Source organism: Micromonospora sp. NBC_01405, assembly GCF_045040155.1.
Taxonomy (GTDB): domain Bacteria; phylum Actinomycetota; class Actinomycetes; order Mycobacteriales; family Micromonosporaceae; genus Micromonospora.
Genome location: NZ_CP109532.1, coordinates 3,592,522 through 3,617,484, shown reverse-complemented (window position 1 = coordinate 3,617,484; position 24,963 = coordinate 3,592,522). Strand labels below are relative to the sequence as shown.

General features: G+C 69.3%; 24 protein-coding genes and 1 tRNA gene. All 25 read right to left on the bottom strand.

From position 1 onward, the window contains the following. Positions 1 to 5 precede the first annotated feature (5 nt). The 25 genes from rplB to rpmG all read right to left on the bottom strand — a co-directional run bounded on the left by rplB (position 6) and on the right by rpmG (position 24,955). Complete coding sequence (rplB, locus tag OG559_RS15535; protein ID WP_396670338.1) at positions 6 to 845, bottom strand: 50S ribosomal protein L2; 840 nt, start codon at positions 843 to 845, stop codon at positions 6 to 8. 12 nt (positions 846 to 857) lie between these two features. Then, positions 858 to 1,160 carry a 50S ribosomal protein L23 gene (rplW, locus tag OG559_RS15530; protein ID WP_161685913.1) on the bottom strand — a complete coding sequence of 101 codons (303 nt, stop codon included), beginning with the start codon at positions 1,158 to 1,160 and terminating at the stop codon, positions 858 to 860. After that, positions 1,157 to 1,807: a 50S ribosomal protein L4 gene (gene rplD / locus OG559_RS15525; protein WP_387015007.1), complete on the bottom strand. Its 651-nt coding sequence runs from the start codon at positions 1,805 to 1,807 to the stop codon at positions 1,157 to 1,159. The genes rplW and rplD overlap by 4 nt, the downstream gene beginning before the upstream one ends. After that, a complete protein-coding gene (gene rplC, locus OG559_RS15520) occupies positions 1,804 to 2,469 on the bottom strand; it encodes a 50S ribosomal protein L3 (RefSeq protein ID WP_396670339.1) in 666 nt (221 codons plus the stop codon). Before rplC ends, rplD begins: the two co-directional genes overlap by 4 nt. Positions 2,470 to 2,480: 11 nt before the next feature. Then, positions 2,481 to 2,789: a 30S ribosomal protein S10 gene (rpsJ, locus tag OG559_RS15515; protein WP_007073037.1), complete on the bottom strand. Its 309-nt coding sequence runs from the start codon at positions 2,787 to 2,789 to the stop codon at positions 2,481 to 2,483. A 354-nt stretch (positions 2,790 to 3,143) separates the two neighbouring features. Beyond that, positions 3,144 to 4,337 (bottom strand): elongation factor Tu, encoded by a 1,194-nt coding sequence (gene tuf / locus OG559_RS15510; RefSeq protein WP_387015001.1) that lies wholly within the window; start codon positions 4,335 to 4,337, stop codon positions 3,144 to 3,146. A 224-nt stretch (positions 4,338 to 4,561) separates the two neighbouring features. Then, a complete protein-coding gene (fusA, locus tag OG559_RS15505) occupies positions 4,562 to 6,658 on the bottom strand; it encodes an elongation factor G (protein WP_405116265.1) in 2,097 nt (698 codons plus the stop codon). A gap of 77 nt (positions 6,659 to 6,735) precedes the next feature. Continuing rightward, positions 6,736 to 7,206 carry a 30S ribosomal protein S7 gene (rpsG, locus tag OG559_RS15500; RefSeq protein ID WP_320066534.1) on the bottom strand — a complete coding sequence of 157 codons (471 nt, stop codon included), beginning with the start codon at positions 7,204 to 7,206 and terminating at the stop codon, positions 6,736 to 6,738. A 1-nt stretch (position 7,207) separates the two neighbouring features. Next, positions 7,208 to 7,582, bottom strand: a complete 375-nt coding sequence (gene rpsL, locus OG559_RS15495) for a 30S ribosomal protein S12 (RefSeq protein ID WP_320066535.1) — start codon at positions 7,580 to 7,582, stop codon at positions 7,208 to 7,210. Positions 7,583 to 8,159: 577 nt separating this feature from the next. Next, positions 8,160 to 8,528 (bottom strand): hypothetical protein, encoded by a 369-nt coding sequence (locus OG559_RS15490; protein ID WP_405116684.1) that lies wholly within the window; start codon positions 8,526 to 8,528, stop codon positions 8,160 to 8,162. A gap of 611 nt (positions 8,529 to 9,139) precedes the next feature. Then, positions 9,140 to 9,508 (bottom strand): hypothetical protein, encoded by a 369-nt coding sequence (locus OG559_RS15485; protein ID WP_350881983.1) that lies wholly within the window; start codon positions 9,506 to 9,508, stop codon positions 9,140 to 9,142. A gap of 194 nt (positions 9,509 to 9,702) precedes the next feature. Continuing rightward, positions 9,703 to 13,590 (bottom strand): DNA-directed RNA polymerase subunit beta', encoded by a 3,888-nt coding sequence (locus OG559_RS15480; RefSeq protein WP_405116261.1) that lies wholly within the window; start codon positions 13,588 to 13,590, stop codon positions 9,703 to 9,705. Between the two features lie 81 nt (positions 13,591 to 13,671). Then, the gene (locus OG559_RS15475) at positions 13,672 to 17,103 is read right to left on the bottom strand and encodes a DNA-directed RNA polymerase subunit beta (RefSeq protein WP_387014991.1); all 3,432 of its coding nucleotides are present in this window, start codon (positions 17,101 to 17,103) and stop codon (positions 13,672 to 13,674) included. A gap of 583 nt (positions 17,104 to 17,686) precedes the next feature. After that, positions 17,687 to 18,070: a 50S ribosomal protein L7/L12 gene (rplL, locus tag OG559_RS15470; protein WP_405116259.1), complete on the bottom strand. Its 384-nt coding sequence runs from the start codon at positions 18,068 to 18,070 to the stop codon at positions 17,687 to 17,689. A 53-nt stretch (positions 18,071 to 18,123) separates the two neighbouring features. Continuing rightward, the gene (rplJ, locus tag OG559_RS15465; RefSeq protein WP_350881990.1) at positions 18,124 to 18,669 is read right to left on the bottom strand and encodes a 50S ribosomal protein L10; all 546 of its coding nucleotides are present in this window, start codon (positions 18,667 to 18,669) and stop codon (positions 18,124 to 18,126) included. 400 nt (positions 18,670 to 19,069) lie between these two features. After that, positions 19,070 to 19,759: a hypothetical protein gene (locus tag OG559_RS15460; RefSeq protein WP_405116256.1), complete on the bottom strand. Its 690-nt coding sequence runs from the start codon at positions 19,757 to 19,759 to the stop codon at positions 19,070 to 19,072. Then, complete coding sequence (locus OG559_RS15455; RefSeq protein WP_405116253.1) at positions 19,756 to 20,769, bottom strand: ATP-binding cassette domain-containing protein; 1,014 nt, start codon at positions 20,767 to 20,769, stop codon at positions 19,756 to 19,758. Before OG559_RS15455 ends, OG559_RS15460 begins: the two co-directional genes overlap by 4 nt. Positions 20,770 to 20,846: 77 nt before the next feature. Next, positions 20,847 to 21,563, bottom strand: coding sequence for a 50S ribosomal protein L1 (gene rplA, locus OG559_RS15450; protein WP_350881996.1), 717 nt, complete (start codon positions 21,561 to 21,563; stop codon positions 20,847 to 20,849). An 81-nt stretch (positions 21,564 to 21,644) separates the two neighbouring features. Further along, the gene (gene rplK, locus OG559_RS15445) at positions 21,645 to 22,079 is read right to left on the bottom strand and encodes a 50S ribosomal protein L11 (RefSeq protein WP_405116251.1); all 435 of its coding nucleotides are present in this window, start codon (positions 22,077 to 22,079) and stop codon (positions 21,645 to 21,647) included. Between the two features lie 183 nt (positions 22,080 to 22,262). Continuing rightward, a complete protein-coding gene (nusG, locus tag OG559_RS15440; protein ID WP_387014977.1) occupies positions 22,263 to 22,985 on the bottom strand; it encodes a transcription termination/antitermination protein NusG in 723 nt (240 codons plus the stop codon). Between the two features lie 39 nt (positions 22,986 to 23,024). Then, positions 23,025 to 23,417, bottom strand: coding sequence for a preprotein translocase subunit SecE (secE, locus tag OG559_RS15435; RefSeq protein ID WP_405116249.1), 393 nt, complete (start codon positions 23,415 to 23,417; stop codon positions 23,025 to 23,027). A gap of 211 nt (positions 23,418 to 23,628) precedes the next feature. Continuing rightward, positions 23,629 to 23,701: transfer RNA gene (locus tag OG559_RS15430), tRNA-Trp, on the bottom strand. Between the two features lie 127 nt (positions 23,702 to 23,828). Beyond that, complete coding sequence (locus OG559_RS15425; protein WP_405116247.1) at positions 23,829 to 24,221, bottom strand: MaoC family dehydratase; 393 nt, start codon at positions 24,219 to 24,221, stop codon at positions 23,829 to 23,831. Between the two features lies 1 nt (position 24,222). Beyond that, positions 24,223 to 24,669, bottom strand: a complete 447-nt coding sequence (locus tag OG559_RS15420) for a MaoC family dehydratase N-terminal domain-containing protein (protein WP_396670348.1) — start codon at positions 24,667 to 24,669, stop codon at positions 24,223 to 24,225. A 118-nt stretch (positions 24,670 to 24,787) separates the two neighbouring features. Then, complete coding sequence (rpmG, locus tag OG559_RS15415; protein ID WP_387014966.1) at positions 24,788 to 24,955, bottom strand: 50S ribosomal protein L33; 168 nt, start codon at positions 24,953 to 24,955, stop codon at positions 24,788 to 24,790. Between the last annotated feature and the right edge of the window lie 8 nt (positions 24,956 to 24,963).

The following is a 24,963-nucleotide window of genomic DNA, read 5'->3' as shown; positions in this document are numbered from 1 at the left end:
CTCCCTCAGCCGCGCTTACGCGTGGCGTAGCGGCGGCGAACGATCAGCCGGTCACTCGGCTGGCCCTTGCGACGGGTGCGGCCCTCGGGCTTACCCTGCGGGTTGACCGGGTGACGGCCACCTGAGGTCTTACCCTCACCACCACCGTGCGGGTGGTCGACCGGGTTCATGGCGACGCCTCGGACGGTCGGGCGCCTGCCCTTCCACCGCATGCGGCCGGCCTTGCCCCAGTTGATGTTCGACTGGTCGGCGTTGCCGATCTCGCCGACGCTGGCGCGGCACCGCACGTCGACCCGCCGGATCTCACCGGACGGCAGACGCAGGGTGGCGTACACGCCCTCCCGGCCGAGCAGCTGGACGCCGACGCCGGCCGAGCGGGCCAGCTTGGCGCCGCCGCCCGGACGCAGCTCCACGTTGTGGATGGTGGTACCGACCGGGATGTTGCGCAGCGGCAGGTTGTTACCCGGCTTGATGTCGGCGCCCGGTCCGGACTCGACCGCGTCGCCCTGCTTCAGGTCCTTCGGCGCGATGATGTAGCGCTTCTCGCCGTCGGCGTAGTGCAGCAGCGCGATGCGCGCGGTGCGGTTCGGGTCGTACTCGATGTGCGCGACCTTCGCCGGGATGCCGTCCTTGTCGACCCGCTTGAAGTCGATCAGACGGTACTGGCGCTTGTGGCCGCCACCGTGGTGCCGGGTGGTGATCCGGCCGTGGACGTTACGCCCACCCTTCTTCGGCAGCGGCGCCAGCAGCGACTTCTCGGGCTTCGACCGGGTGATCTCGGCGAAGTCGGCGACGCTCGAGCCACGCCGGCCCGGCGTCGTCGGCTTGTATTTACGGATAGCCATTGTCTACACCCCTCAGCTGACCGGGCCGCCGAAGGCCTCGATACGGTCACCGTCAGCCAGCTTCACGATCGCCCGCTTGGTGGCCTTGCGCTGACCGAAACCGGTCTTGGTGCGCTTGCGCTTGCCCTCACGGTTGAGCGTGTTGACCGTCAGGACGCGGACGTTGAAGATCTGCTGGATAGCGATCTTGATCTCAGTCTTGTTCGCGTCCGGGCGCACCAGGAAGGTGTACCAGTTCCGGTTCAGCTCGCTGTAGCTCTTCTCCGAGACGACCGGCGCGACGATGATGTCCCGCGGATCGGCGATCGTGCTCACTTGCCACCCTCCTCGGTGGTCTCGGCGGGAACACCCAGGAACTCGTCCAGGGCGTCCTTGGTGAAGACCACGTCGTCGGCCACCAGCACGTCGTACGTGTTGAGCTGGCCGGCCTCGATCAGGTGCACCCGCGGCTCATTGCGCAGCGACACCCAGTTCAGCTCGTCGGTGCTGCTCAGCACGACCAGGACCCGGGTGGCCTCGGTCAGCTTGACCAACGTGGCCAGAGCGGCCTTGGTCGACGGCTTCTCGCCCGAGACGAACGCCTCGACGACGTGCACCTGGCCAGCGCGGGCCCGGTCGGAGAGAGCGCCACGCAGGGCGGCGGCCTTCATCTTCTTCGGGGTCCGCTGGCTGTAGTCACGCGGCACCGGACCGTGAACCACGCCACCGCCGGCGAACTGCGGCGCGCGGATCGAACCCTGACGGGCCCGACCGGTGCCCTTCTGCTTGTACGGCTTCTTGCCGCCGCCGGCGACCTCGCCGCGGGTCTTGGCCTTGTGCGTGCCCTGGCGGGCTGCCGCGAGCTGGGCCACCACGACCTGGTGCATCAGCGCGAGGTTGGCCTGGACGTCAAAGATGTCGCCGGGCAGCTCGACGGAGCTGCTCTTGGCGCCTTCGACGTTGAGGACGTCAACGGTGGTCACTTGGCCACACCGCCCTTCTTCACCTTGGTCTTGGCCGCGCTGCGGACCAGGACCAGCGCGCCCTTGGGACCGGGAATGGCCCCACGAACGAGCAGGAGGTTGTTCTCGGTGTCGACCGCCTGGACGGTCAGGTTCTGGACGGTGTAGCGCACGCCACCCATCCGGCCGGCCATCCGGGTGCCCTTGAAGACGCGACCCGGGGTGGCGCACGCGCCGATCGAGCCCGGTGAGCGGTGCTTGCGCTCGACACCGTGGCTGGCGCGCAGACCGTGGAAGCCGTGCCGCTTCATCGGGCCGGCGTAGCCCTTGCCCTTGGTCCTGCCGGTGACGTCGATGCTGACGCCGACCGGGAACTCCTCGACCGTGACCTCCTGGCCCAGCGAGTAGTCCGCGGCGTTCGCGGTGCGCAGCTCGACGATGTGTCGGCGCGGCGCCACGTCCGCCTTCGCGTAGTGCCCGCTGACCGGCTTCTTCACCTTGCGCGGGTCGATCGTGCCGTAGGCGAGCTGGACTGCGGAGTAACCGTCCTTCTCGGCGCTACGAACCTGACTGATGACGCACGGGCCGGCCTGAACCACGGTCACCGGGACAACACGGTTGTTGTCCCAGACCTGGGTCATGCCGAGCTTTGCGCCCAGGATCCCCTTGACTTGCCTGTCCATTTGTCCGGTCCCTACAGCTTGATCTCGATGTCGACGCCAGCCGGCAGGTCGAGGCGCATGAGCGAGTCGACCGTCTTCGGAGTCGGGTCGATGATGTCGATCAGCCGCTTGTGAGTGCGCATCTCGAAGTGCTCGCGCGAGTCCTTGTACTTGTGCGGCGAGCGGATGACGCAGAAACGGTTGATCTCCGTGGGCAGCGGCACCGGGCCAGCGACCTGCGCCCCGGTACGCGTCACCGTCTCGACGATCTTCCGCGCCGAGGAGTCGACGACCTCGTGGTCATAGGCCTTGAGCCGGATGCGGATCTTCTGTCCCGCCATGGTGGCTTCTGTTCCTTCTCTCGATGCCGCTGTGTTGCGGGCACCTGCACCGGCTGGCACAGGCCCACTTCCGCCGACCCCCGCGGTCGGGCGTGTCGCGCCCTCGGACCAGGCTCCGCCCCGAGTCTCCGGAGCTCTGCTGACCGCGCGGTGGGTCATGGCGCCGATCGCGTCACCGCGACCTGAACGCCGTGCGAGGGTGGTTGGCCGCCAGGGACAGGCCAACCACCCTACGCGCGACTGTTCAACGACCCGGAGGTCCAGCGGACGCCGGACGCGGGCGACGAACTGTCGTTACGCAACCTGACTAGTATGCCCCACTACCGGCAGCAACGCTAATCGGGGTTACCCAGGTCACTTGATGATCTTGGTGACGCGACCCGCGCCGACCGTACGGCCACCCTCCCGAATCGCGAACTTGAGGTTGTCCTCCATCGCGATGGGCTGGATCAGGTTCACGGTCATCGTGGTGTTGTCGCCCGGCATGACCATCTCGGTGCCCTCGGGCAGCGTGACGACGCCGGTGACGTCCGTGGTCCGGAAGTAGAACTGCGGACGGTAGTTCTGGAAGAACGGGGTGTGCCGGCCGCCCTCCTCCTTGGAGAGGATGTAGACCGTCGCCTCGAACTCCGTGTGCGGGGTGTTCGAGCCCGGCTTCACCACGACCATGCCGCGCTCGACCTCGTCGCGCTTGGTGCCACGCAGCAGCAGGCCGACGTTCTCGCCTGCGCGGGCGTCGTCCAGGGTCTTCCGGAACATCTCGATCGCGGTGACCTTGGTCTTGAAGCCCTTCTCCTTGATACCGACGAGCTCGACATCCTCGTTCGGCAGGAGAACGCCGCGCTCCACGCGACCGGTGACGACGGTGCCACGACCGGTGATCGTGAAGACATCCTCGACCGGCATCAGGAACGGCTTGTCGATCTCGCGCTCAGGCTGCGGGATCGCGGTGTCGACCGCGTTCATCAGCTCGAGCAGCTTCTCGGTCCAGACCGGGTCGCCCTCGAGCGCCTTCAGCGCGGAGACCTGGACGACCGGCAGGTCGTCACCCGGGTACTCCTGCGACGAGAGCAGCTCGCGGACCTCGAGCTCGACGAGCTCCAGGAGCTCCTCGTCGTCGACCATGTCGCTCTTGTTGAGCGCCACGACGATGTACGGCACACCGACCTGACGGGCCAGCAGCACGTGCTCGCGGGTCTGCGGCATCGGGCCGTCGGTCGCCGCGACCACCAGGATCGCGCCGTCCATCTGCGCGGCACCGGTGATCATGTTCTTGATGTAGTCGGCGTGCCCGGGGCAGTCGACGTGCGCGTAGTGCCGAGACTCGGTCTGGTACTCGACGTGCGCGATCGAGATCGTGATGCCGCGGGCCTTCTCCTCCGGCGCCTTGTCGATCTGGTCGAACGGCGTGTAGGGGTTCAGGTCGGGGTACTGGTCGTGCAGGACCTTGGTGATGGCCGCCGTCAGCGTCGTCTTACCGTGGTCGATGTGACCAATGGTGCCGATGTTGACGTGCGGCTTAGTCCGCTCGAACTTCGCCTTCGCCACTGGTGTCCTCCTGTGGACTTCTTGGTTCGTTCGCCCCGGCGCGCCAGGTCGGCGCTTAGGACTCTGTCGACAGCCTTTCCGACCTCGCGGCCGGAGAGCTTTTTGGTGGGTTCTGCGGCGATGAAGCCTACAGGCCCGGTCTCACGCAACCCGACCGAGGTGGCCGCCGGCGGGGATACCCTCCCGCGACCAGCCCCGGTTCATCCGATCAGCTCGGGTGAGCGTCACTCACCCGTAGCCTTGGCGATGATCTCCTTCGCCACGCTCTGCGGGATCTCGGCGTAGGAGTCGAACTGCATGCTGTAGCTGGCCCGGCCCTGGGTCTTCGACCGCAGGTCGCCGACGTAGCCGAACATCTCCGACAACGGCACCAGGGCCTTCACGATGCGGGTGCCGCTGCGCTCCTCCATCGCCTGAATGATGCCGCGGCGGGAGTTGAGGTCGCCGATGACGTCACCCATGTTCTCATCAGGGGTGGTGACCTCAACGGCCATCATCGGCTCGAGCAGTGCGGGGTCGGCCTTGCGGGCCGCCTCCTTCATCACCATCGAGCCGGCGATCTTGAACGCCATCTCCGAGGAGTCGACCTCGTGGTACTGGCCGTCCAGCAGCGTCAGCTTGACACCGACCAGCGGGAAGCCGGCCAGGATGCCGTACTGCAGCGCGTCCTGGGCGCCGGCGTCCACCGACGGGATGAACTCCCGGGGGATACGGCCACCGGTGACGGCGTTGGCGAACTCGTACGTCGGGGAGTCGTTGCCCAGCGGCAGCGGCTCCACGCTGACGATGACCCGGGCGTACTGCCCGGATCCACCGGTCTGCTTCTTGTGGGTGTACTCGATCTTGTCCACCTTGCGGCGGATGGTCTCACGGTACGCCACCTGCGGCTTGCCGATGTTCGCCTCGACGTTGAACTCGCGGCGCATCCGGTCGACCAGGATGTCCAGGTGCAGCTCGCCCATGCCGGAGATGACCGTCTGACCGGTCTCCTCGTCCAGCTTGACACGGAAGGTCGGGTCCTCCTCCGCCAGCCGCTGGATGGCGGTGCTGAGCTTCTCCTGGTCGGCCTTGGTCTTCGGCTCGATGGCGACCTCGATGACCGGCTCCGGGAAGGTCATCGACTCCAGGATGACCTGGTTCGCCGGGTCGCACAGCGTGTCACCGGTGGTGGTCTGCTTCAGACCCTGCACCGCGATGATGTCGCCAGCCTGGGCCGAGCCGCGCTCTTCCCGCTTGTTGGCGTGCATCTGGTAGATCTTGCCGATCCGCTCCTTGCGGTCCTTGGTGGAGTTGACCACCTGGTTGCCGGTCTCGACCACGCCGGAGTAGACCCGGACGTAGGTGAGCTTGCCAAGGTGCTTGTCGGTCTGAATCTTGAAGGCCAGACCGGCGAACGGCTCCGACTTCGACGGCTTCCGCTGCAGCGGCGTCTCGCCGTCGGCTGCGGTGCCCTCGATCGCCGGGATGTCCAGCGGCGACGGCAGGAAGTCGACCACGGCGTCGAGCATCGGCTGGACGCCCTTGTTCTTGAACGCCGAGCCGCAGAGCACCGGGTTGGCCTTGCCCGCGATGGTGGCGCGCCGGATGGCGGCCTTGATCTCCTCGACGGAGATCTCCTCGCCCTCCAGGTACTTCTCCATCACCGAGTCGTCGACGTCGGCCAGGGTCTCCAACAGCTTCTCGCGCCACTCGGCCGCGGAGTCGGCCAGCCCGGCCGGGATCTCCTCGATCGTGTAGTCGTCACCCTTCTGGGTCTCCCCACGCCAGGTGAGGGCGCGCATGCCGATCAGGTCGACGACGCCGATGTGGTCGCCCTCGAGCCCGATCGGGATCTGGAGCACCAGCGGGGTGGCGTTGAGCCGGTCGATCATCATCTGCACGCAGCGGAAGAAGTCCGCGCCGGTCCGGTCGAGCTTGTTGACGAAGCACATCCGCGGGACGTCGTACTTGTCGGCCTGCCGCCAGACGTTCTCCGTCTGCGGCTCCACGCCGGCCACACCGTCGTAGACCGCGACCGCACCGTCCAGCACCCGCAGCGACCGCTCGACCTCGACCGTGAAGTCGACGTGGCCGGGCGTGTCGATGATCTGGATCGTGTGGCCCTTCCACTCACACTTGGTAGCAGCGGAGGTGATGGTGATACCACGCTCCTGCTCCTGCTCCATCCAGTCCATGACGGCACCGCCATCGTGGACCTCACCGATCTTGTACGTAATACCGGTGTAGAAGAGGATCCGCTCGGTGGTGGTGGTCTTACCGGCATCGATGTGAGCCATGATGCCGATGTTGCGTACGTTGGCGAGCGCGTCTGCGGCGGCCACTTCAATCCCTACTTATCGTCGTCTCGACACAACTGGTGGCGGTTCCGGCGCCCCGAGAGGCGCCGGAACCAAGTGTGTTACCAGCGGTAGTGCGCGAAGGCCTTGTTCGACTCGGCCATCTTGTGCGTGTCCTCGCGCCGCTTCACGGCAGCACCCAGGCCGTTGCTCGCGTCGAGCAGCTCGTTCATGAGCCGCTCGATCATGGTCTTTTCGCGCCGGGCCTTGGAGTACGTCACCAGCCAGCGCAGACCGAGGGTGGTCGCGCGGGTCGGACGGACCTCGACCGGCACCTGGTAGGTGGCGCCACCGACGCGACGGCTACGCACCTCGAGGGTCGGCTTGACGTTGTCCATCGCCCGCTTGAGGGTGACGACCGGGTCAGTGCCGGACTTCTCGCGGCAGCCCTCCAGAGCGGCGTACACGATACGCTCGGCGAGCTGACGCTTACCGCGCATGAGGATCTTGTTCACCAGCTGGGTGACCAACGGCGAGTTGTACACCGGGTCAGCGACCAGCGGCTTCCGCGGAGCGGGTCCCTTACGCGGCATCTCAGCTCTTCTCCTTCTTCGCGCCGTAACGGCTGCGCGCCTGCTTGCGGTTGCGGACACCCTGGGTGTCCAGCGAACCGCGAACGATCTTGTAACGCACGCCGGGGAGGTCCTTCACCCGGCCGCCGCGAACGAGCACGATCGAGTGCTCCTGCAGGTTGTGACCCACGCCCGGGATGTAGGCGGTCACCTCGATCTGGCTGCTGAGCTTGACGCGAGCGACCTTACGGAGCGCCGAGTTCGGCTTCTTGGGGGTGGTGGTGTACACGCGGGTGCACACACCGCGCCGCTGAGGGGAACCCTTCAGCGCCGGGGTCTTGGTCTTGGTCGTCTTGGCCTTGCGGCCCTTTCGGACCAGCTGCTGAATCGTGGGCACCGGGTTTCTCCGCTCCCTTCGGCCGCCATCCGGCGGCCGCGCCGTCTACTCGTAACCGCCCCTGGTGGGAAGGCTCTCCTACATTCCGGCCAGGGCCACCTTGCGGAGGTCCCGGCACCCGCGGTCGGGCGTGTCGCCCAGCTCACGGTCCCGGTGCCGCCGCTCGCGCGCGCACCGGATTTCTGTCACCGGCCCGCGATCACCCGCGCCGGGTCTTTGGCTATGTCGTGTCGCCGCATGATCACCAGGTCGCCCGGGTCCAGCGCACGCACGAGTCGCCCGGGCAGGCCCGGGCGCAAGGGGAAAGAGTACCTATCACAGCCGCACAGGTCAAAACGGAGAGGTCCCGGAGACCAGCGTCACCGCCCTGCGGGCCGAACCGTCGTGCCTGCCCATCCGCGATGGGCACCTACGGAAACAAGTGTAACGGCTTCCGCCGGAGACGACCCGGTCGCCCCCACAGGACCCCGGCCGGCCCGCGCCGTCCGCCCCCGCCACCTCGACAGCCCGGGGAGGACCGAACACCTCGGGCCCGCCGCCGGACGCCGTCGATCACCGGGCCCGGCGGACCACCGGCTCAGCCGAGGCCGGAAAGCAGCGCCAGGCCCAGACCGAGCAGGCTGAGCGCCAGGCCCGAAGCGCCGCAACTGATCCCGGCCAGGGCCAGGCCCCGGCCGGTGAACCGCACCGCGGGCGGCGGCGCGGGTCGCCGGATCTGTCGCGTGCTGAGCAGACCGGCCACCACGGCCGCCGCCCCGGCCAGCACCCCGAGGAACGCGAACACGCCGGCGGCCCAGACCCCCTGTGAGGCCGCGGTCGCCCCCAGACAGATCACCAGGAGCGAAACCAGGGCCGAGGCGATCCCGGCCACCAACGAGCCGACCGCGAGCCCGGAGGTGACCGGGGGGACGTCGAGGTGCACCACACCGAACGGGGTGCCGGGCACCGGGTCGACCCGCTTCGGCGGCCGGGGGGCCTCCCGCGGTGGCCGGGGCACCCGCCCCCAGCCGGGGCCCGGCCCGCCCCAGCCGGGGCCCGCGTGCTGGCCCGGATACCCCACCGGTCCCGCTACGGGGTGAGCCCCTGCCGGTTGCCCGGACCAGGGCGCCCGCGTCGGATACGGGCCGGCCGGCCGCTCACCGCCGGACGGACCCGCCGGCGACGACCAGCCGACCTGCGGCGCGGTGCCCGGATGCGACGCGGGACCGGCCGGCGGGAACGGACCCGGAGGAGATTCCGCGTTCCCGGCCGGCGGGGGCGGTGGGGAGACCGGCGGCGGCGCGTACTCCACGGAGGCGACCTCCGGGGTGATGCGGGGCCCGGCGTCCGCGTCGGCAGCCGGCCTGGCCCATGGGCTCCCCCCCGGTGATGCGGGGGGCCCGGCCGGATCCGGGGGCGCGGCGGGTCGCTCCGCCGGATCGCCCGAGGGCCGCGCCGGTTCCGTCACGAGGGCCTCCAGTCGCCGGTCGCTGTCCACCGCCGCGCGACGGACACCGGTCAGGCTACCGCCGCCGCCCCAGCCCTCGTGGGTGGGCGGGGACGCGTCCCCCGGGACGGTCAGTCCACGTTCGGCGCGTAGTCGTGCCCGAACGGCTGTCCGGCCAGTCGGACCAGCCCGATCACCACCGCCACCACGACGGTCGTCGCGACCAGGACCAACCCCGCCCAGGCCAGCCGCTCCCCCCGCCGCAGCCAGGCCCCGCCGGTGAGGAAACCCCCCGAGGCGTACGCCTCCCGCCGGGCCTGACGGGCCAGCACGAGGGCGAGCGTGGCCGGCACCACCCCACCGACGAAGAGCCCGGTGAGCGCGCCCATCAGACCGAGAGCGAAGACCGCGCGGGCCTTGCTGGACCGGACCGGGTCAGGATCGAGCGGATGGCGCGGCCCTGGCTGCGCGACGGGCACCTGCCCGGGTGCGGTCGTCATGCCCACCATCATGCCCCTCCGGCCCGGTCGGCGGCCCGGCCCCCGCCGCCCTCTTCCCCGCCGGAGCCACCCCGCCGCCCACGGGGGTCCAGCAACCACGGCACCCAGCCGGGAGATCTCTTTCATCGGTTCTGTCCGAACCGAGATGCGACGAGGCCCCCGGCGGCTGCCGGGGGCCTCGTCGTTCCTACTGCTTAGCGGTACGACCCGAAGTCGAAGTCGTCCAGCGGCACGGCCTGCCCGCTGGCCGGCCCGAAGCCGTAGTCGGTCTCCGGGTAGCCGGTCATCGAGTAGACCTTGGCCTTGGCCTCCTCGGTCGGCTCGACCCGGACGTTGCGGTACTTGCTGATGCCCGTACCGGCCGGGATGAGCTTACCGATGATCACGTTCTCCTTGAGGCCGACCAGCGAGTCGCTGCGCGAGTTGATCGCCGCGTCGGTCAGCACCCGGGTGGTCTCCTGGAAGGAGGCCGCCGACAGCCAGGAGTCCGTGGCCAGCGAGGCCTTGGTGATACCCATCAGCACCGGGCGACCGGCGGCGGGCTCGCCGCCCTCGGAGACGAGCCGGCGGTTCTCCGACTCGAACAGCGCCCGGTCGACCAGCACGCCCGGCAGGAACTCGGTCGAGCCGGAGTCGATGACCGTCACCCGCTTCAGCATCTGGCGGATGATGATCTCGATGTGCTTGTCGTGGATGAGCACACCCTGCGAGCGGTAGACCTGCTGGACCTCCTGGGTCAGGTGGACCTGGACCGCGCGCGGGCCGAGGATGCGCAGCAGCTCGTGCGGGTCGATGGTGCCCTCGGTGAGCTTCTCGCCGACCTCGACGTGGTCGCCGTCGTGGGCCCGCAGCCGGACCCGCTTGGAGATCTTGTCGTAGACGATCTCCTCGCTGCCGTCGTCCGGCACAACGATGATCTTCCGCGACCGCTCGCCGTCCTCGATCCGGATCCGGCCCGGGGTGTCGGCGATCGGCGCCTTGCCCTTCGGGACCCGGGCCTCGAAGATCTCCTGGACGCGGGGCAGACCCTGGGTGATGTCCTCACCCGCGACACCACCGGTGTGGAACGTACGCATCGTCAGCTGCGTACCGGGCTCACCGATCGACTGGGCGGCGATGATGCCGACCGCCTCGCCGACGTCCACGGTCTTGCCGGTCGGCAGCGAGCGGCCGTAGCACGCACCGCAGACGCCCAGCTTCGATTCGCAGGTGAGCACGCTGCGCACCCGCACCGTCTCCACCCCGGCAGCGACGATCCGGTCGACCCCGATGGAGTTGACGTCCTGGCCGCGCTCGGCGACGACGTTGCCGTCCGGCCCCTTGATGTCGTCCGCCAGGGTCCGGGCGTGCACGCTGGTCTCGGCGTGCTCGTGGACGTACAGCTTGCCGTCGCGCCGCTCGCCGATCTGCATCGGGATGGCCCGGTCGGTGCCGCAGTCCTCCTCGCGGATGATGACGTCCTGCGACACGTCCACCAGACGACGGGTCAGGTAACCCGAGTCGGCGGTCCGCAGCGCGGTGTCGGCGAGACCCTTGCGGGCACCGTGCGTGGAGATGAAGTACTCCAGCACGGACAGACCCTCCCGGTAGCTGGCCTTGATCGGCCGGGGGATGATCTCGCCCTTCGGGTTGGCCACCAGACCACGGATCGCGGCGATCTGACGGAGCTGGAGCAGGTTACCGCGGGCGCCCGAGTGGATCATCTTCCACAGGGGGTTCTCCTGCGGCAACGCGGTGTCCATCTCCTTGGCGACCTCGTTGGTCGCCTTGGTCCAGATCTCGATGAGCTCGCCGCGACGCTCCTCGGCGGTCATCAGACCCCGCTGGTACTGCTTGTCGATCCGGTCGGCTTCCTTCTCGTACTTCTCCAGGATCTCCCGCTTGCGCGGCGGAGCGATGACGTCCTCCATGCCGATCGTCACGCCGGACCAGGTGGCCCAGTGGAAACCGGCCTCCTTGAGGCCGTCCAGGGTGGCGGCCAGCGCCACCTTCGGGAAGCGCTCGGCCAGGTCGTTGACGATCGCGGAGAGCTGCCCCTTGCGGATCTCGTAGTTCACGAAGCGGTAGCCCTGCGGCAGCGTCTCGTTGAACAGCACCCGGCCCAGGGTGGTCTCGACGGTGAGCGGGTCACCCTCGACCCAGCCCTCCGGCGCGACCCACGGCTCGGCGCCGACGCCGTTGTCGACCCCGACCAGCCCGCGCAGACGGATCTTCACCGGCGCCTGCAGGTGCAGCTCGCTGGCGTCGAAAGCCATCCGGGCCTCGGCGTCCGAGCTGAACGGCCGGCCCTCGCCCTTCTCACCGGCCCTGAGGTGGGTGAGGTGGTACAGGCCGATGACCATGTCCTGGGTGGGCATCGTGACCGGCTTGCCGTCGGCCGGCTTGAGGATGTTGTTCGACGACAGCATCAGGATCCGCGCCTCGGCCTGAGCCTCGGCGGACAGCGGCACGTGCACCGCCATCTGGTCACCGTCGAAGTCGGCGTTGAACGCGGTGCAGACCAGCGGGTGGATCTGGATCGCCTTGCCCTCGACGAGCTGCGGCTCGAAGGCCTGGATGCCCAGTCGGTGCAGGGTCGGCGCGCGGTTCAGCAGCACCGGGTGCTCGCCGATGACCTCTTCCAGCACATCCCACACGACCGGCCGCTGCCGCTCGACCATCCGCTTGGCGGACTTGATGTTCTGCGCGTGGTTGAGGTCCACGAGCCGCTTCATCACGAACGGCTTGAACAGCTCCAGCGCCATCTGCTTGGGCAGGCCGCACTGGTGCAGCTTCAGCTTCGGGCCGACCACGATGACCGAACGGCCGGAGTAGTCGACGCGCTTGCCGAGCAGGTTCTGCCGGAACCGGCCCTGCTTGCCCTTGAGCATGTCGGACAGCGACTTGAGCGGGCGGTTGCCCGGGCCGGTGACCGGCCGGCCGCGGCGGCCGTTGTCGAACAGCGCGTCGACGGCCTCCTGGAGCATCCGCTTCTCGTTGTTGACGATGATCTCGGGCGCGCCGAGGTCGATCAGCCGCTTGAGGCGGTTGTTCCGGTTGATCACGCGGCGGTACAGGTCGTTCAGGTCGGAGGTCGCGAAGCGGCCACCGTCGAGCTGCACCATCGGGCGCAGGTCCGGCGGGATGACCGGGACGCAGTCCAGCACCATGCCGAGCGGCGAGTTGCGGGTGTTCAGGAACGCCGCCACGACCTTGAGCCGCTTGAGCGCCCGGATCTTCCGCTGACCCTTGCCGGAGCGGATGGTCTCGCGCAGGCTCTCGGCCTCGGTGGAGAGGTCCATGTTCTGGACCAGCGCCTTGATGGCCTCGGCACCCATCGCGCCGGTGAAGTACTCGCCGAACCGGTCGCGCAGCTCCCGGTAGAGCAGCTCGTCGGTGACCAGCTGCTTCGAGTCCAGCTTGCGGAAGGTGTCGAGCACCTCGTCCAGGCGGTCGATCTCGCGCTGGGCCCGGTCGCGGATCTGGCGCATCTCGCGCTCTCCGCCCTCCTTGACCTTGCGCCGGACGTCCGCCTTCGCGCCCTCGGCCTCCAGCTCGGCCAGGTCGGCCTCGAGCTTGGCGGCCCGCTTCTCGATCTCCGAGTCACGGCTGTTCTCGGCCTGCCGCTTCTCGGCCAGGATCTCGTTCTCGATGGTCGAGAGGTCGCGGTGACGCGACTCGGCGTCCACGCTCGTGATCACGTACGAGGCGAAGTAGATGATCTTTTCGAGGTCCTTCGGGGCGAGGTCCAGCAGGTAACCCAGCCGGCTCGGCACGCCCTTGAAGTACCAGATGTGGGTCACCGGAGCGGCCAGCTCGATGTGACCCATCCGCTCCCGGCGGACCTTGGAGCGGGTCACCTCGACGCCGCAGCGCTCGCAGATGATGCCCTTGAACCGGACCCGCTTGTACTTACCGCAGTAGCACTCCCAGTCCCGCTGAGGGCCGAAGATCTTCTCGCAGAAGAGCCCGTCCTTTTCCGGCTTGAGGGTGCGGTAGTTGATCGTCTCAGGCTTCTTGACCTCGCCGTGCGACCACTGACGGATGTCGTCGGCGGTGGCGAGACCGATGCGCAGCTCGTCGAAGAAGTTGACGTCGAGCACTATGTCCCCTATGTCGTCGTCTGTACTGCTTAGCTAACGGGTGGGGTCGGGAGCCGGCGAGCCGGCTCCCGACCGCTCACCTCAGACCTCTTCGACCGAGCTCGGCTCGCGCCGGGACAGGTCGATGCCCAGCTCCTCCGCGGCCCGGAACACCTCGTCGTCGGTCTCGCGCATCTCCAGGGCCACACCGTCGCTGGAGAGCACCTCCACGTTGAGGCACAGCGACTGCAGCTCCTTGAGCAACACCTTGAACGACTCCGGAATGCCCGGCTCCGGGATGTTCTCGCCCTTGACGATCGCCTCGTAGACCTTGACCCGGCCCAGGACGTCGTCGGACTTGATCGTGAGCAGCTCCTGCAGGGCGTACGCGGCGCCGTACGCCTGCATCGCCCAGCACTCCATCTCACCGAAGCGCTGGCCACCGAACTGCGCCTTACCACCCAGCGGCTGCTGCGTGATCATCGAGTACGGGCCGGTCGACCGGGCGTGGATCTTGTCGTCGACCAGGTGGTTGAGCTTCAGGATGTAGATGTAACCGACCGCGATCGGGTCCGGCAGCGGCTCGCCCGAGCGGCCGTCGAACAGCTGCGCCTTGCCGGTGGAGCCGATCAGCTGCTTGCCGTCCCGGTTGGGCAGGGTCGACGAGAGCAGACCGGAGATCTCCTCCTCGCGGGCGCCGTCGAAGACCGGCGTGGCCACGTTGGTGTCCGGCTCGGACTCGTGCGCCTCGATGGAGCGCAGCTGGCGCTTCCAGTCGGTGTCGTCGCCGTCCACGCTCCAACCCGTCTTGGCCACCCAGCCGAGGTGCGTCTCCAGCACCTGGCCGATGTTCATCCGGGACGGAACACCCAGCGGGTTCAGCACGATGTCGACCGGGGTGCCGTCCTCCAGGAACGGCATGTCCTCGATCGGCAGGATCTTCGAGATGACGCCCTTGTTGCCGTGCCGGCCGGCGAGCTTGTCGCCGTCCTGGATCTTCCGCTTCTGGGCGACGTAGACCCGGACCAGCTCGTTGACGCCCGGCGGCAGCTCGTCGCCGTCCTCGCGGGAGAAGGTACGAACGCCGATGACCGTGCCGGTCTCACCGTGCGGCACCTTCAGCGAGGTGTCCCGGACCTCGCGCGCCTTCTCGCCGAAGATCGCGCGGAGCAGCCGCTCCTCCGGGGTCAGCTCGGTCTCGCCCTTGGGCGTGACCTTGCCGACCAGGATGTCGCCGGGGACGACCTCGGCGCCGATCCGGATGATGCCGCGCTCGTCGAGGTCGGCGAGCATCTCCTCGCTGACGTTCGGGATGTCGCGGGTGATCTCCTCCGGGCCGAGCTTGGTGTCCCGGGCGTCGACCTCGTGCTCCTCGATGTGGATCGAGGTGAGCACGTCCTGCTGCACGAGGCGCTGCGACAGGATGATCGCGTCCTCGTAGTTGTGGCCCTCCCAGCACATGAACGCCACCAGCAGGTTGCGCCCGAGCGCCATCTCGCCCTCGTCGGTGCACGGACCGTCGGCGATGACCTGACCGGCCTCGACGCGGTCGCCCTCGAAAACGACCGGCTTCTGGTTGACGCAGGAGCCGGCGTTGGAGCGGCGGAACTTGTGCAGCAGGTACGTCCGGCGGTGGCCGTCGTCCTGGTGGATGGTGATGTAGTCGGCACAGAGGTCCTCGATGACACCGCCGACCTCGGCCACGACCACGTCACCGGCGTCGACGGCGGCACGGTACTCCATGCCGGTGCCGACCAACGGCGACTCGGCCTTGACCAGCGGCACCGCCTGGCGCTGCATGTTCGCGCCCATCAGTGCCCGGTTGGCGTCGTCGTGCTCGAGGAACGGGATCATCGCGGTCGCGACCGAGGTCATCTGCCGCGGCGACACGTCCATGTAGTCGACGGCGCCGGGGACCACGTCCTCGGTCTCGCCACCCTTACGGCGACACAGGACCCGGTCCTCGGCGAACGTGCCGTCAGCCTTCAGCCGCGCGTTGGCCTGCGCCTTGACGAACCGGTCCTCCTCGTCCGCGGTCAGGTAGTCGATCTGGTCGGTGACCCGACCTTCGACGACCTTCCGGTACGGCGTCTCGATGAAGCCGAACGGGTTGACCCGGGCGAAGGTGGAGAGCGCGCCGATCAGGCCGATGTTCGGGCCTTCCGGCGTCTCGATCGGGCACATCCGGCCGTAGTGGGACGGGTGCACGTCGCGGACCTCGAAGCCGGCCCGCTCCCGGGACAGACCACCCGGGCCGAGCGCGCTCAGCCGGCGCCGGTGGGTCAGGCCCGCCAGCGGGTTGGTCTGGTCCATGAACTGGGACAGCTGCGACGTGCCGAAGAACTCCTTGATCGCCGCCACGACGGGACGGATGTTGATCAGGGTCTGCGGCGTGATCGCCTCGACGTCCTGGGTGGTCATCCGCTCGCGGACGACCCGCTCCATCCGGGACAGGCCGACCCGGACCTGGTTCTGGATCAGCTCGCCCACGGTGCGCAGGCGCCGGTTGCCGAAGTGGTCGATGTCGTCGGCCTCGTAGCCGTCCTCGCCGGCGTGCAGCCGGCAGAGGTACTCCACGGTGGCGACGATGTCGTCCTCGGTCAGGGTGCCGGTGGTGATCGGCACGCCCACTTCGAGCTTCTTGTTGAACTTGTACCGACCGACCTTGGCGACGTCGTACCGCTTCGGGTTGAAGAAGAGGTTGTCGAGCAGGGTCTGGGCGTTCTCACGGGTCGGCGGCTCGCCAGGGCGGAGCTTCCGGTAGATGTCGAGCAACGCCTCGTCGGCGCCGGCGATGTGGTCCTTCTCGAGCGTGGTCATCAGCAGCTCGGACCAGCCGAACTTCTCGCGGATCCGCTCGGCGGACCAACCGATGGCCTTGAGCAGGACCGTGACGGCCTGCCGGCGCTTGCGGTCGATGCGGACGCCGACCGTGTCGCGCTTGTCGATGTCGAACTCCAGCCAGGCACCCCGGCTCGGGATGACCTTGACGCTGGAGAGGTCGCGGTCGGAGGTCTTGTCCGGCTCTTTCGAGAAGTACACGCCCGGCGAGCGGACGAGCTGGCTGACCACGACGCGCTCGGTGCCGTTGATGATGAAGGTGCCCTTCGGCGTCATCATCGGGAAGTCACCCATGAACACCGTCTGGCTCTTGATCTCGCCGGTGGTGTTGTTGGTGAACTCCGCGGTCACGAACAGCGGGGCGCAGTAGGTCAGGTCCTTCTCCTTGCACTCCTCGATCGAGGCCTTGACCTCGTCGAAGCGCGGTGCCGAGAAGGAGAGCGACATGGTGCCGGAGAAGTCCTCAATAGGACTGATCTCTTCGAGGATTTCCGCGAGACCCGAGCGTGCGTGCGGGTCGTCCGCCGACCGGCCCTGCCAACCCTCGTTGCCGACGAGCCAGTCGAAGGACTCGTTCTGAATGGCGAGGAGGTTGGGGACCTCGAGGTGTTCGGTGATCCTGCCGAAAGAGACTCGGCGGGGAGCGAAAGCGCTCGACGTACGACTGGTCTTCGCAGGGCGGGAAGCTGCCAAGATGCGTCCTTCCGAGGACCGGTGCTGCAGAACGGCTGGTACGCGTGCACTCCAATATCCCCACCAGAAATACCCGCAATCGGACATTTCTGCGCAGGGGTCAAGTCGGAAGGCAGCGCAAACTAGCAGTGTAGCCGAGAGGCTAACCGCTGTCCAGCCCAGCCCGCAGGTCGTCGCGGAACGCGCCTCGGCATCCCCCGAAAGAGGGACGACCGGGCCGCTCGGAACGCGGCGGACCTACGGATCCGCTCGGGTGCGGCGGCCGGTGGTGGTGGTGCCGCTGCCAATACCCAAGAGGTGGCCGTTGCAAGCGCGGAAGGTCTTGCAGGTGTCAGCGTGCCTGGCGGCCCGGGGCCGCGTCAAGGGCCGGTCTTGCCGTCGACACGTGTTTCCCCCCGACGGACGACCTCCGCTCCGGCCGTACCGCCGGGCGCCGGGCGTCCGCGCCCTGCTCAGAACGTTGCTGGCGGTCCCAACACGAACACGGCGGGCGACGATCCAAATTCGAGATCGTCGCCCGCCGTGTCGGAGTACGCCCCGGCTCACGTGCACCTGAGCCGGGCCCGCGCCCGGTCAGCCCCAATTACTTGAGGATGACCGTGGCACCCTCGCCCTCGAGCTTGGCCTTGGCCTTGTCGGCGGCCTCCTTGTTGACCTTCTCCAGGACCGCCTTCGGCGCGGCCTCGACAAGGTCCTTGGCCTCCTTCAGGCCCAGGCCGGTCAGCTCACGCACGACCTTGATGACCTGGATCTTCTTGCCACCAGCGGCGTCGAGGACGACGTCGAACTCGTCCTTCTCCGGCTCGGCCTCGGCGGCGGCCGGGGCAGCGCCCCCGGCGGCGACGGCGACCGGAGCCGCGGCGGTGACCTCGAAGGTCGTCTCGAACTGCTTCACGAACTCGGAGAGCTCGATCAGCGTCATCTCCTTGAACGCGTCAAGCAGCTCGTCGGTGCTGAGCTTCGCCATATCTGGCGTCCTTTCCTAATGTTTGACTAAGAACGTGGGTGCGCCGCGGGGCCTCAGGCCGCCTCGGCGCCCTCCTTCTCGCGCTTGTCCTGCAGGGCTGCCGCGACACGAGCGGTCTTCGACAGCGGGGCCTGGAACAGGGCCGCGGCCTTGCTCAGGTTGCCCTTCATCGCGCCGGCCAGCTTGGCCAGCAGCACCTCGCGGGACTCCAGGTCGGCAAGCTTCGTGACCTCGGCCGCGGAAATGGCCTTGCCCTCGAAGACGCCGCCCTTGATGACGAGCTTCGGGTTGGCCTTCGCGAAGTCGCGAAGCCCCTTCGCCGCCTCGACGACGTCGCCCGAAACGAAAGTCAGCGCGGTAGGACCGGTGAACAGCTCGTCGAGCCCGGAGATGCCCGCGTCGGTCGCGGCACGCTTCGCCAGCGTGTTCTTCGCGACCGTGTAGGTGGTCTCCTTGCCGAGCGAGCGCCGCAGCTGGGTGAGCTGGGAAACCGTCAGACCACGGTACTCGGTCAGCACCGTAGCGCCCGCGTTGCGGAAGTTCTCGGTCAGCTCGACGACGGCCGTGGCCTTGTCGGCCCGGATCGGCTTGTCCGCCATGTCCCTCCTCTCTCGTTGCTCCAGGCTGGTCCACCGGGAAGCCGGCAGGCTTCCGCGGTACCGGAGGGCCACGACAACGAGAAACGCCCCGGCGCAGGGCGCACGGGGCGAGGGTCGGCCGGTCGCACCGTAGTCGGCGGACCACGGGAACACGGCCAAGTTTCGCTTGCCGCCCTGCGCGGGTCGCCCGTCGAAGCGGGACCTTCGACCGTGCCGGGGCACGGTGACCAGCGGTCTCTGGGTGTTACTTCGCCTCAGGCTACGCGACCCGCCCGTGACCGCCAAATCGCCCTCGGGTGCGCCCGGTCACTCCCCCGCCGGTGATCGCACCCGTTCACCGTGCACCGGGGCCCTCAGCGGCCCGGGAGGGCGCAGCGTGCGGCACCCCGGACGGTCGCGGTCAGACGCGAACCCGCCGGCGCCAGGCGTACGCGGCCAGAGCCGTCGCGCTCCAGGCGACCCCCCACCCGCTGAGCAGGGCCAGGGTGGCGCCGGACGGTCCGGCGGCGGCGGCCCGGGCGGTGGACATCACCGGCGGCGCCAACCACGGGACCACCGAGTCGGAGAGACCCAGGACCAGCGTGCCGACCACGCCGAGCGCCAGCACCGCGACGCCGTACCCGGCGCTGCCCGTGACGGCCCGGCTGGCCAGCGCGCCGAGCACCACGGCTGCCGGCAGGGCGAGCAGGTGCGCCCAGACGCCGAGGGCGACACCGGCGGCCAGCGACCGGCCGCCCGGCGGCACCTGGCTGGTCACCCCGCCCACCAGCCACGGGTAGACCAGCCCGGCGGCGACCGTACCGAGCCCGGCCACGACCGCCGCGAGCAGCCCGGCGGCCCGTTCCCGGGCCGCCCCGGCGAGCACCAGTGCCAGCCGGCGCTGCACGTCCGGCTCGACGTCGAGCAGGATCTTGGTCTGCCAGGCCAGTACCGGGAACAACACCACCGCCGAGACGCCGTACGCCTCGCCAGGCTGGGCCCGTCCGCCGCCGTAGAGGACGCCGAGGGCGAGCAGGCCGGCCAGCAGGGGCGCGATCGCCCGTCCGGTACGCAGGAAGCCGGCCAGCCTCAGCCGGACCAGCGCGCTCACCGGCTCACCCGCCCTGCCGGCCCTGGGGCCGGCACGTCCCCGCCCGCTCTGTCGGCAGGGCCCGGCGGACGGGTGATCGGGGGCGCGCCGGGTGCGGCCGGCGCACCGGCGACGGGTGCGGCCGGCTCCCCGACGGCAGCAGCGCCCGGCTCTCTGGCGGCGGAGGCGGGCGCGCCACCGGCGGCGGGGACGGTCGGCTCCCCAGCAACCGTTGCCGCCATTTCCCCGGCGACGAGGGCCGCCGGCTTCCTGGCGAGGGCGTCGGGCGGGGCGGCGTCGGAGCGTACCCGCAGGACGTGGTGGCCGTCGGCGCGCAACCGGGCGACGGTGCCGGCCACCCGCGCGGCCGGCACCGCGACCTCGACCACGACGAGCGCGTCGGCCGACGCGTTGGCCGGCGCCTGCGCGGTGACGGTGCCGTCGGCGACGGCCCAGCGGGCGGCGCCCGGCAGCCGTGCCGTCTCGCCCCGATGGTCGCTGACGAGCACCGACCCGCCGGCCGCCAGCACCTCGCCGATCAGCCCGGGGACCAGTTCCCGGGCGGCGGCATCGAGGCCTTCCCACGGCTCGTCGAGGATGAGCAGGTCGGGCTGGCGCAGCATCGCCTGGGCCAGGCCCACCTTCTGGGCCGTGCCCTTGGACAGCTCGGGAAGGCGCACGCCGCGAAACCGCGTCAGGCCCAGCCGTTCGGTCCACCGGTCGACCGCCAGGTCCGCCTCGCCCCTACCCAGTCCGGCCACCCGGGCCATCCCGGTCAGGTAACGCCTCACGGTGAACGGCTGGTCGACTGGGAACCGCTCCGGCACCCAGCCGACGTGCCGCGGGCGGTCGACGACCCGGCCCCGGGTCGGCCGGAGCACCCCGGCCGCCAACTGGAGCAGAGTGGACTTGCCGACGCCGTTGCGGCCGAGCACCACGGCGGCCTCGCCCGGGTCGAGCCGCAGGCTGGTCTCCCGCAGCACCCACGGGCCGCGCCGGTGGTACCGCAGCCACACACCCTCCCACCGCATGCCGCGAGCCTGCCACACCGGAGAGACGGAAAGGGCCCCGCCACAGTCGTGGCGGGGCCCCGTCGAGGCAGCGGTGCTCAGGCCTCGGTCACGCCCTCCTGGAGGTTCTTGACCAGGTTCGGGTCGACCGGAACGCCCGGGCCCATCGTGGTGGTGAGGGTGACCTTCTTGAGGTACTTGCCCTTCGACGCCGACGGCTTGGCCCGCAGCACCTCGTCGAGGACGGCGGCGTAGTTGTCGACCAGCTGGGACTCGGAGAACGAGGCCTTGCCGATGATCAGGTGGAGGTTGGAGTGCTTGTCCACCCGGAAGGTGATCTTGCCGCCCTTGATGTCCGAGACGGCCTTGGTGACGTCCATGGTCACCGTGCCGGTCTTCGGGTTCGGCATGAGGCCGCGCGGGCCCAGGATCCGCGCGATCCGGCCGATCTTGGCCATCTGGTCCGGGGTGGCGATCGCCGCGTCGAAGTCGAGCCAGCCACCCTGGATCCGGGCGACGAGCTCGTCGGTGCCCACCTCGTCCGCACCGGCGGCGGCGGCCTCCTCGGCCTTCGCGCCGGAGGCGAAGACGATCACGCGGGCGGTCTTGCCGGTGCCGTGCGGCAGGTTGACCACGCCACGGACCATCTGGTCCGCCTTGCGGGGGTCGACGCCGAGGCGCATGGCGACCTCGACCGTGGCGTCGAACTTGGCGTTGGTGGTGTCCTTGGCGATCTTGACAGCCTCGGCCGGGGTGTAGAGCTTCGACCGGTCGATGACCTCGGCGGCCTTGCGGTACGTCTTGCTGCGCTGCATTGCTTGCTACTCCTGTGGTCTATGGCGGGCCGCGGTGACCGCGCGCCCTCCCACGAAATGACGGGGAAGCGGTGACCGAGGTCAGTCGGAGACGGTGATGCCCATCGACCGGGCGGTGCCGGCGATGATCTTCTGAGCCTGGTCGATGTCGTTGGCGTTGAGGTCGGCCATCTTCTTCTCGGCGATCTCCCGCAGCTGGGCGCGGGTGACGGAGCCGACCTTCTGGCTCTGCGGCACGCCGGAACCCTTCTCGGCGCCGGCGGCCTTGATCAGCAGCCGGGCGGCGGGCGGGGTCTTCAGCACGAAGGTGAAGGAACGGTCCTCGTAGACGCTGATCTCGGCGGGGACGATGTCGCCCCGCTGGGACTCGGTCTGCGCGTTGTAGGTCTTGCAGAACTCCATGATGTTCACGCCGTGCTGGCCGAGCGCGGGGCCGACCGGCGGCGCCGGCGTGGCCTGGCCCGCCTTCAGCTGAAGCGTGAACGTCTTGACGAGCTTCTTCTTCTTCGGAGGCATGTCACTTCCTGGGGCTTGGAACTGGGAAAGGTGCCGGCCGGGGGCGCGCACGGTCAGCGCGATGCGACAGCCGACGTTCTAGAGTAGCGCAATGCTCCGCCGCCCCCTCCGCCGAGGTCCGGCGAGGGGGCGGAACGGATACGCCGGCGGCGGGCTGCTGCCCCACCGCCGGCGACCGGAACGTCAGATCTTGGTGACCTGGTTGAAGTTCAGCTCGACCGGGGTCTCCCGGCCGAAGATCGACACCAGCACCTTGAGCTTCTGCTGGTCGGCGTTGATCTCGCTGATCGTCGCCGGCAGCGAGGCGAACGCGCCGTCGGTGACGGTGACCGAGTCGCCCACCTCGAAGTCCAGCACCCTGATCTCGGGCTTGGCCTTCTTCTGCCCAGTCTCGACCGCCGGGGCGAGCCACTTGAGCACCTCATCGAGGCTCAGCGGCGCCGGCCGGTCGGCCCGGTCGGTCGCCCCCACGAACCCGGTGACCCCGGGGGTGTTACGCACGCAGGAGTAGGACTCCGCGGTCAGCTCCATCCGGACCAGGATGTAGCCGGGGAACACCTTGGCCTGGATCTGGGACCGCTTGCCGTTCTTGACCTCGATCTCTTCCCGGGTCGGCACCTCGACCTGGTAGATGTAGTCCTCCATGTCGAGGGAGGTGATCCGGGTCTCGAGGTTGGTCTTGACCTTGTTCTCGTAGCCGGCGTACGAGTGCACCACGTACCAGTCGCCCGGCGCGTAGCGCAGCTTCTGACGCAGCTCCGCGACCGGGTCGAAGTCCTCTTCCGGTGCGGGCTCGGTGGTCGGAAAGTCCGGCTCGCTGGCGGCCTCGACCGACTCATCGTTGGCCGCCGTCGCCACCGCGGACTGCTCGTCCGTGGTCTCGGCGGTCTCGTCGTACTCAGGCACGCTCGCTCACTTCCGTCACTATCGGCTTGAGTCAGCCGGTCAGCTGGGGTTGCCGAAGACCCACAGCACGCCCTTCGCGAAGGCGTAGTCCAAGCCGGCCACGATCGTCAGCATCACCGCGACGAAGGTGACGACCACGGCGGTGTAGGTCAGCAGCTCCTTGCGGGTAGGCCAGATGACCTTACGCAGCTCGGCCACGACCTCGCGGAAGAACCGCGCGATGCGGGCGAACAACCCCACCCGCTCGGTGTCCTTGCGGGTCTTCCTCTCGTCGGCCGACTCAGCCTTGGCCCGCGCCCGGGTCGCCGTGCCGCCACGGGAGACCGGCTCGTCCGCGTCGGGGGCGTCGTCGGCGGCCACGTCGTCGACGACATCGTCGTTCAGACGATCGTCGTCGCCGGCGTCCTCGCTGTGCCGCTTGTTCTCGGCCACTTCGCCCTCCGTCGCGGGAATCGGGTCACACGCCGGTGCGGCGTGCGCGGCGCTGGTCGCGCCGGCCGGACCAACCGTCCCGCGACGGGCCGCGGGCCGGCGGATCGACGGACGGGCCCGATGCCTCGGAACCACCCCGCCGATGCCACCACCACGGGCCGGACGCCGCCGGTTGGCGGCGCGACCCACGGGAACGGTCAGGCCTGAGGCGCAGGGGTGACAGGACTTGAACCTGCAGCCTGCGGTTTTGGAGACCGCTGCTCTGCCAATTGAGCTACACCCCTGTGTGGCAACGCTCCCCCGACCCGGTCGTGCAGCACCGGGCGGGGTCACTTGCCCCACGGCGGACCAGTGTACGGGTAGCGAGGCCACTTTCCCAACTGGTCCACCTCCTCGCGCGGCGGAACCCCCTCAGCGGGGTGTCCGGATCACCGCCCGGGCCTGCGAGAGCACCTTCTGCCCGCGGCACGTCGCGATGATGTCGAGCCTGGTCAGGCCCTCTTCGGTGGTGTCCTTGACCTTGGCGGTCACCTCGACCTCGGTGCCGTCGTCATCGTCGGGAACGACCACCGGACGGGTGAACCGGACCCCGTAGTCGACCACCGCGTCGGGCGCGCCGGCCCACTCGGTCACCGCCCGGCCGACCAGCGCCATGGTGAACATCCCATGCGCGATCACCCCGGGCAGGCCGACGCCGGTGGCGAACCGGTCGCTCCAGTGGATCGGGTTGAAGTCGCCTGAGGCACCCGCATAGCGGACCAGGTCGGCCCGGGTGACCCGGAAGGTCTTGGTGGGCAGTTCCACGTCAGGCCTCCCCGCGTACGACGAGCTTGGACCAGACGGCGACCACCGGCTCGCCGGCGGCCGTGGTGACGTCGGTGCGGGTGGTCAGGAAGTCGTGCCCGCCCCGGCTGCTGATGTCCTCGATCGTGTTCGCACAGACCAGCTCGTCACCGGCCACCACCGGACGGGTGTAGGCGAACCGCTGGTCGCCGTGGACCACCCGGCTGTAGTCGACGCCGATCGCCGGGTCGTCGATGATCTGCCGGCTGGCGGCCATCGTCAGGACCACGGGGAAGGTCGGCGGGGCGACCACATCCGGGTGACCGAGCGCCCGGGCGGCCTCGGGATCGTGGTACGCGGGGTCGGTGGCGCCGACCGCCGTGGCGAACTCGCGGATCTTCTCTCGGCCCACCTGGTAGGGGGCGGTCGGCGGATAGGTCCGGCCGACGAAGGACTGGTCCAAGGGCATGCCGAGAACCTACACGGAAAGCACGAAAGCCGACCCGGGGGCGGACGCGCGGAAGAAGCCGCGTATCCGTTCCGGATCGGCGATCGGGTGTCGTGCGGCCGGCTCGCGCCGGCGCGGGTCAGCGGGTCTCGCGGTGGGCCGTGTGCCGGCCGTCCCGGGGGCAGAACTTCTTCAGCTCGATGCGGTCCGGGTTGTTGCGGCGGTTCTTGCGCGTGATGTAGTTGCGCTCCTTGCACTCCACACACGCCAAAGTGATCTTCGGCCGGACATCGGTAGCCTTCGCCACGGCGGAGT

Excerpts from the sequence above, each read along its gene's own strand:
- rplA (WP_350881996.1), bottom strand. The coding sequence starts at position 21,563 with ATGCAGCGCAGCAAGACGTACCGCAAGGCCGCCGAGGTCATCGACCGG.
- rplB (WP_396670338.1), bottom strand. The coding sequence starts at position 845 with ATGGCTATCCGTAAATACAAGCCGACGACGCCGGGCCGGCGTGGCTCG.
- rplK (WP_405116251.1), bottom strand. The coding sequence starts at position 22,079 with ATGCCTCCGAAGAAGAAGAAGCTCGTCAAGACGTTCACGCTTCAGCTG.
- rplC (WP_396670339.1), bottom strand. The coding sequence starts at position 2,469 with ATGGACAGGCAAGTCAAGGGGATCCTGGGCGCAAAGCTCGGCATGACC.
- rplL (WP_405116259.1), bottom strand. The coding sequence starts at position 18,070 with ATGGCGAAGCTCAGCACCGACGAGCTGCTTGACGCGTTCAAGGAGATG.
- OG559_RS15455 (WP_405116253.1), bottom strand. The coding sequence starts at position 20,769 with ATGCGGTGGGAGGGTGTGTGGCTGCGGTACCACCGGCGCGGCCCGTGG.
- rplJ (WP_350881990.1), bottom strand. The coding sequence starts at position 18,669 with ATGGCGGACAAGCCGATCCGGGCCGACAAGGCCACGGCCGTCGTCGAG.
- rpsG (WP_320066534.1), bottom strand. The coding sequence starts at position 7,206 with ATGCCGCGTAAGGGACCCGCTCCGCGGAAGCCGCTGGTCGCTGACCCG.
- rpsJ (WP_007073037.1), bottom strand. The coding sequence starts at position 2,789 with ATGGCGGGACAGAAGATCCGCATCCGGCTCAAGGCCTATGACCACGAG.
- OG559_RS15420 (WP_396670348.1), bottom strand. The coding sequence starts at position 24,669 with ATGCCCTTGGACCAGTCCTTCGTCGGCCGGACCTATCCGCCGACCGCC.
- OG559_RS15485 (WP_350881983.1), bottom strand. The coding sequence starts at position 9,508 with ATGACGACCGCACCCGGGCAGGTGCCCGTCGCGCAGCCAGGGCCGCGC.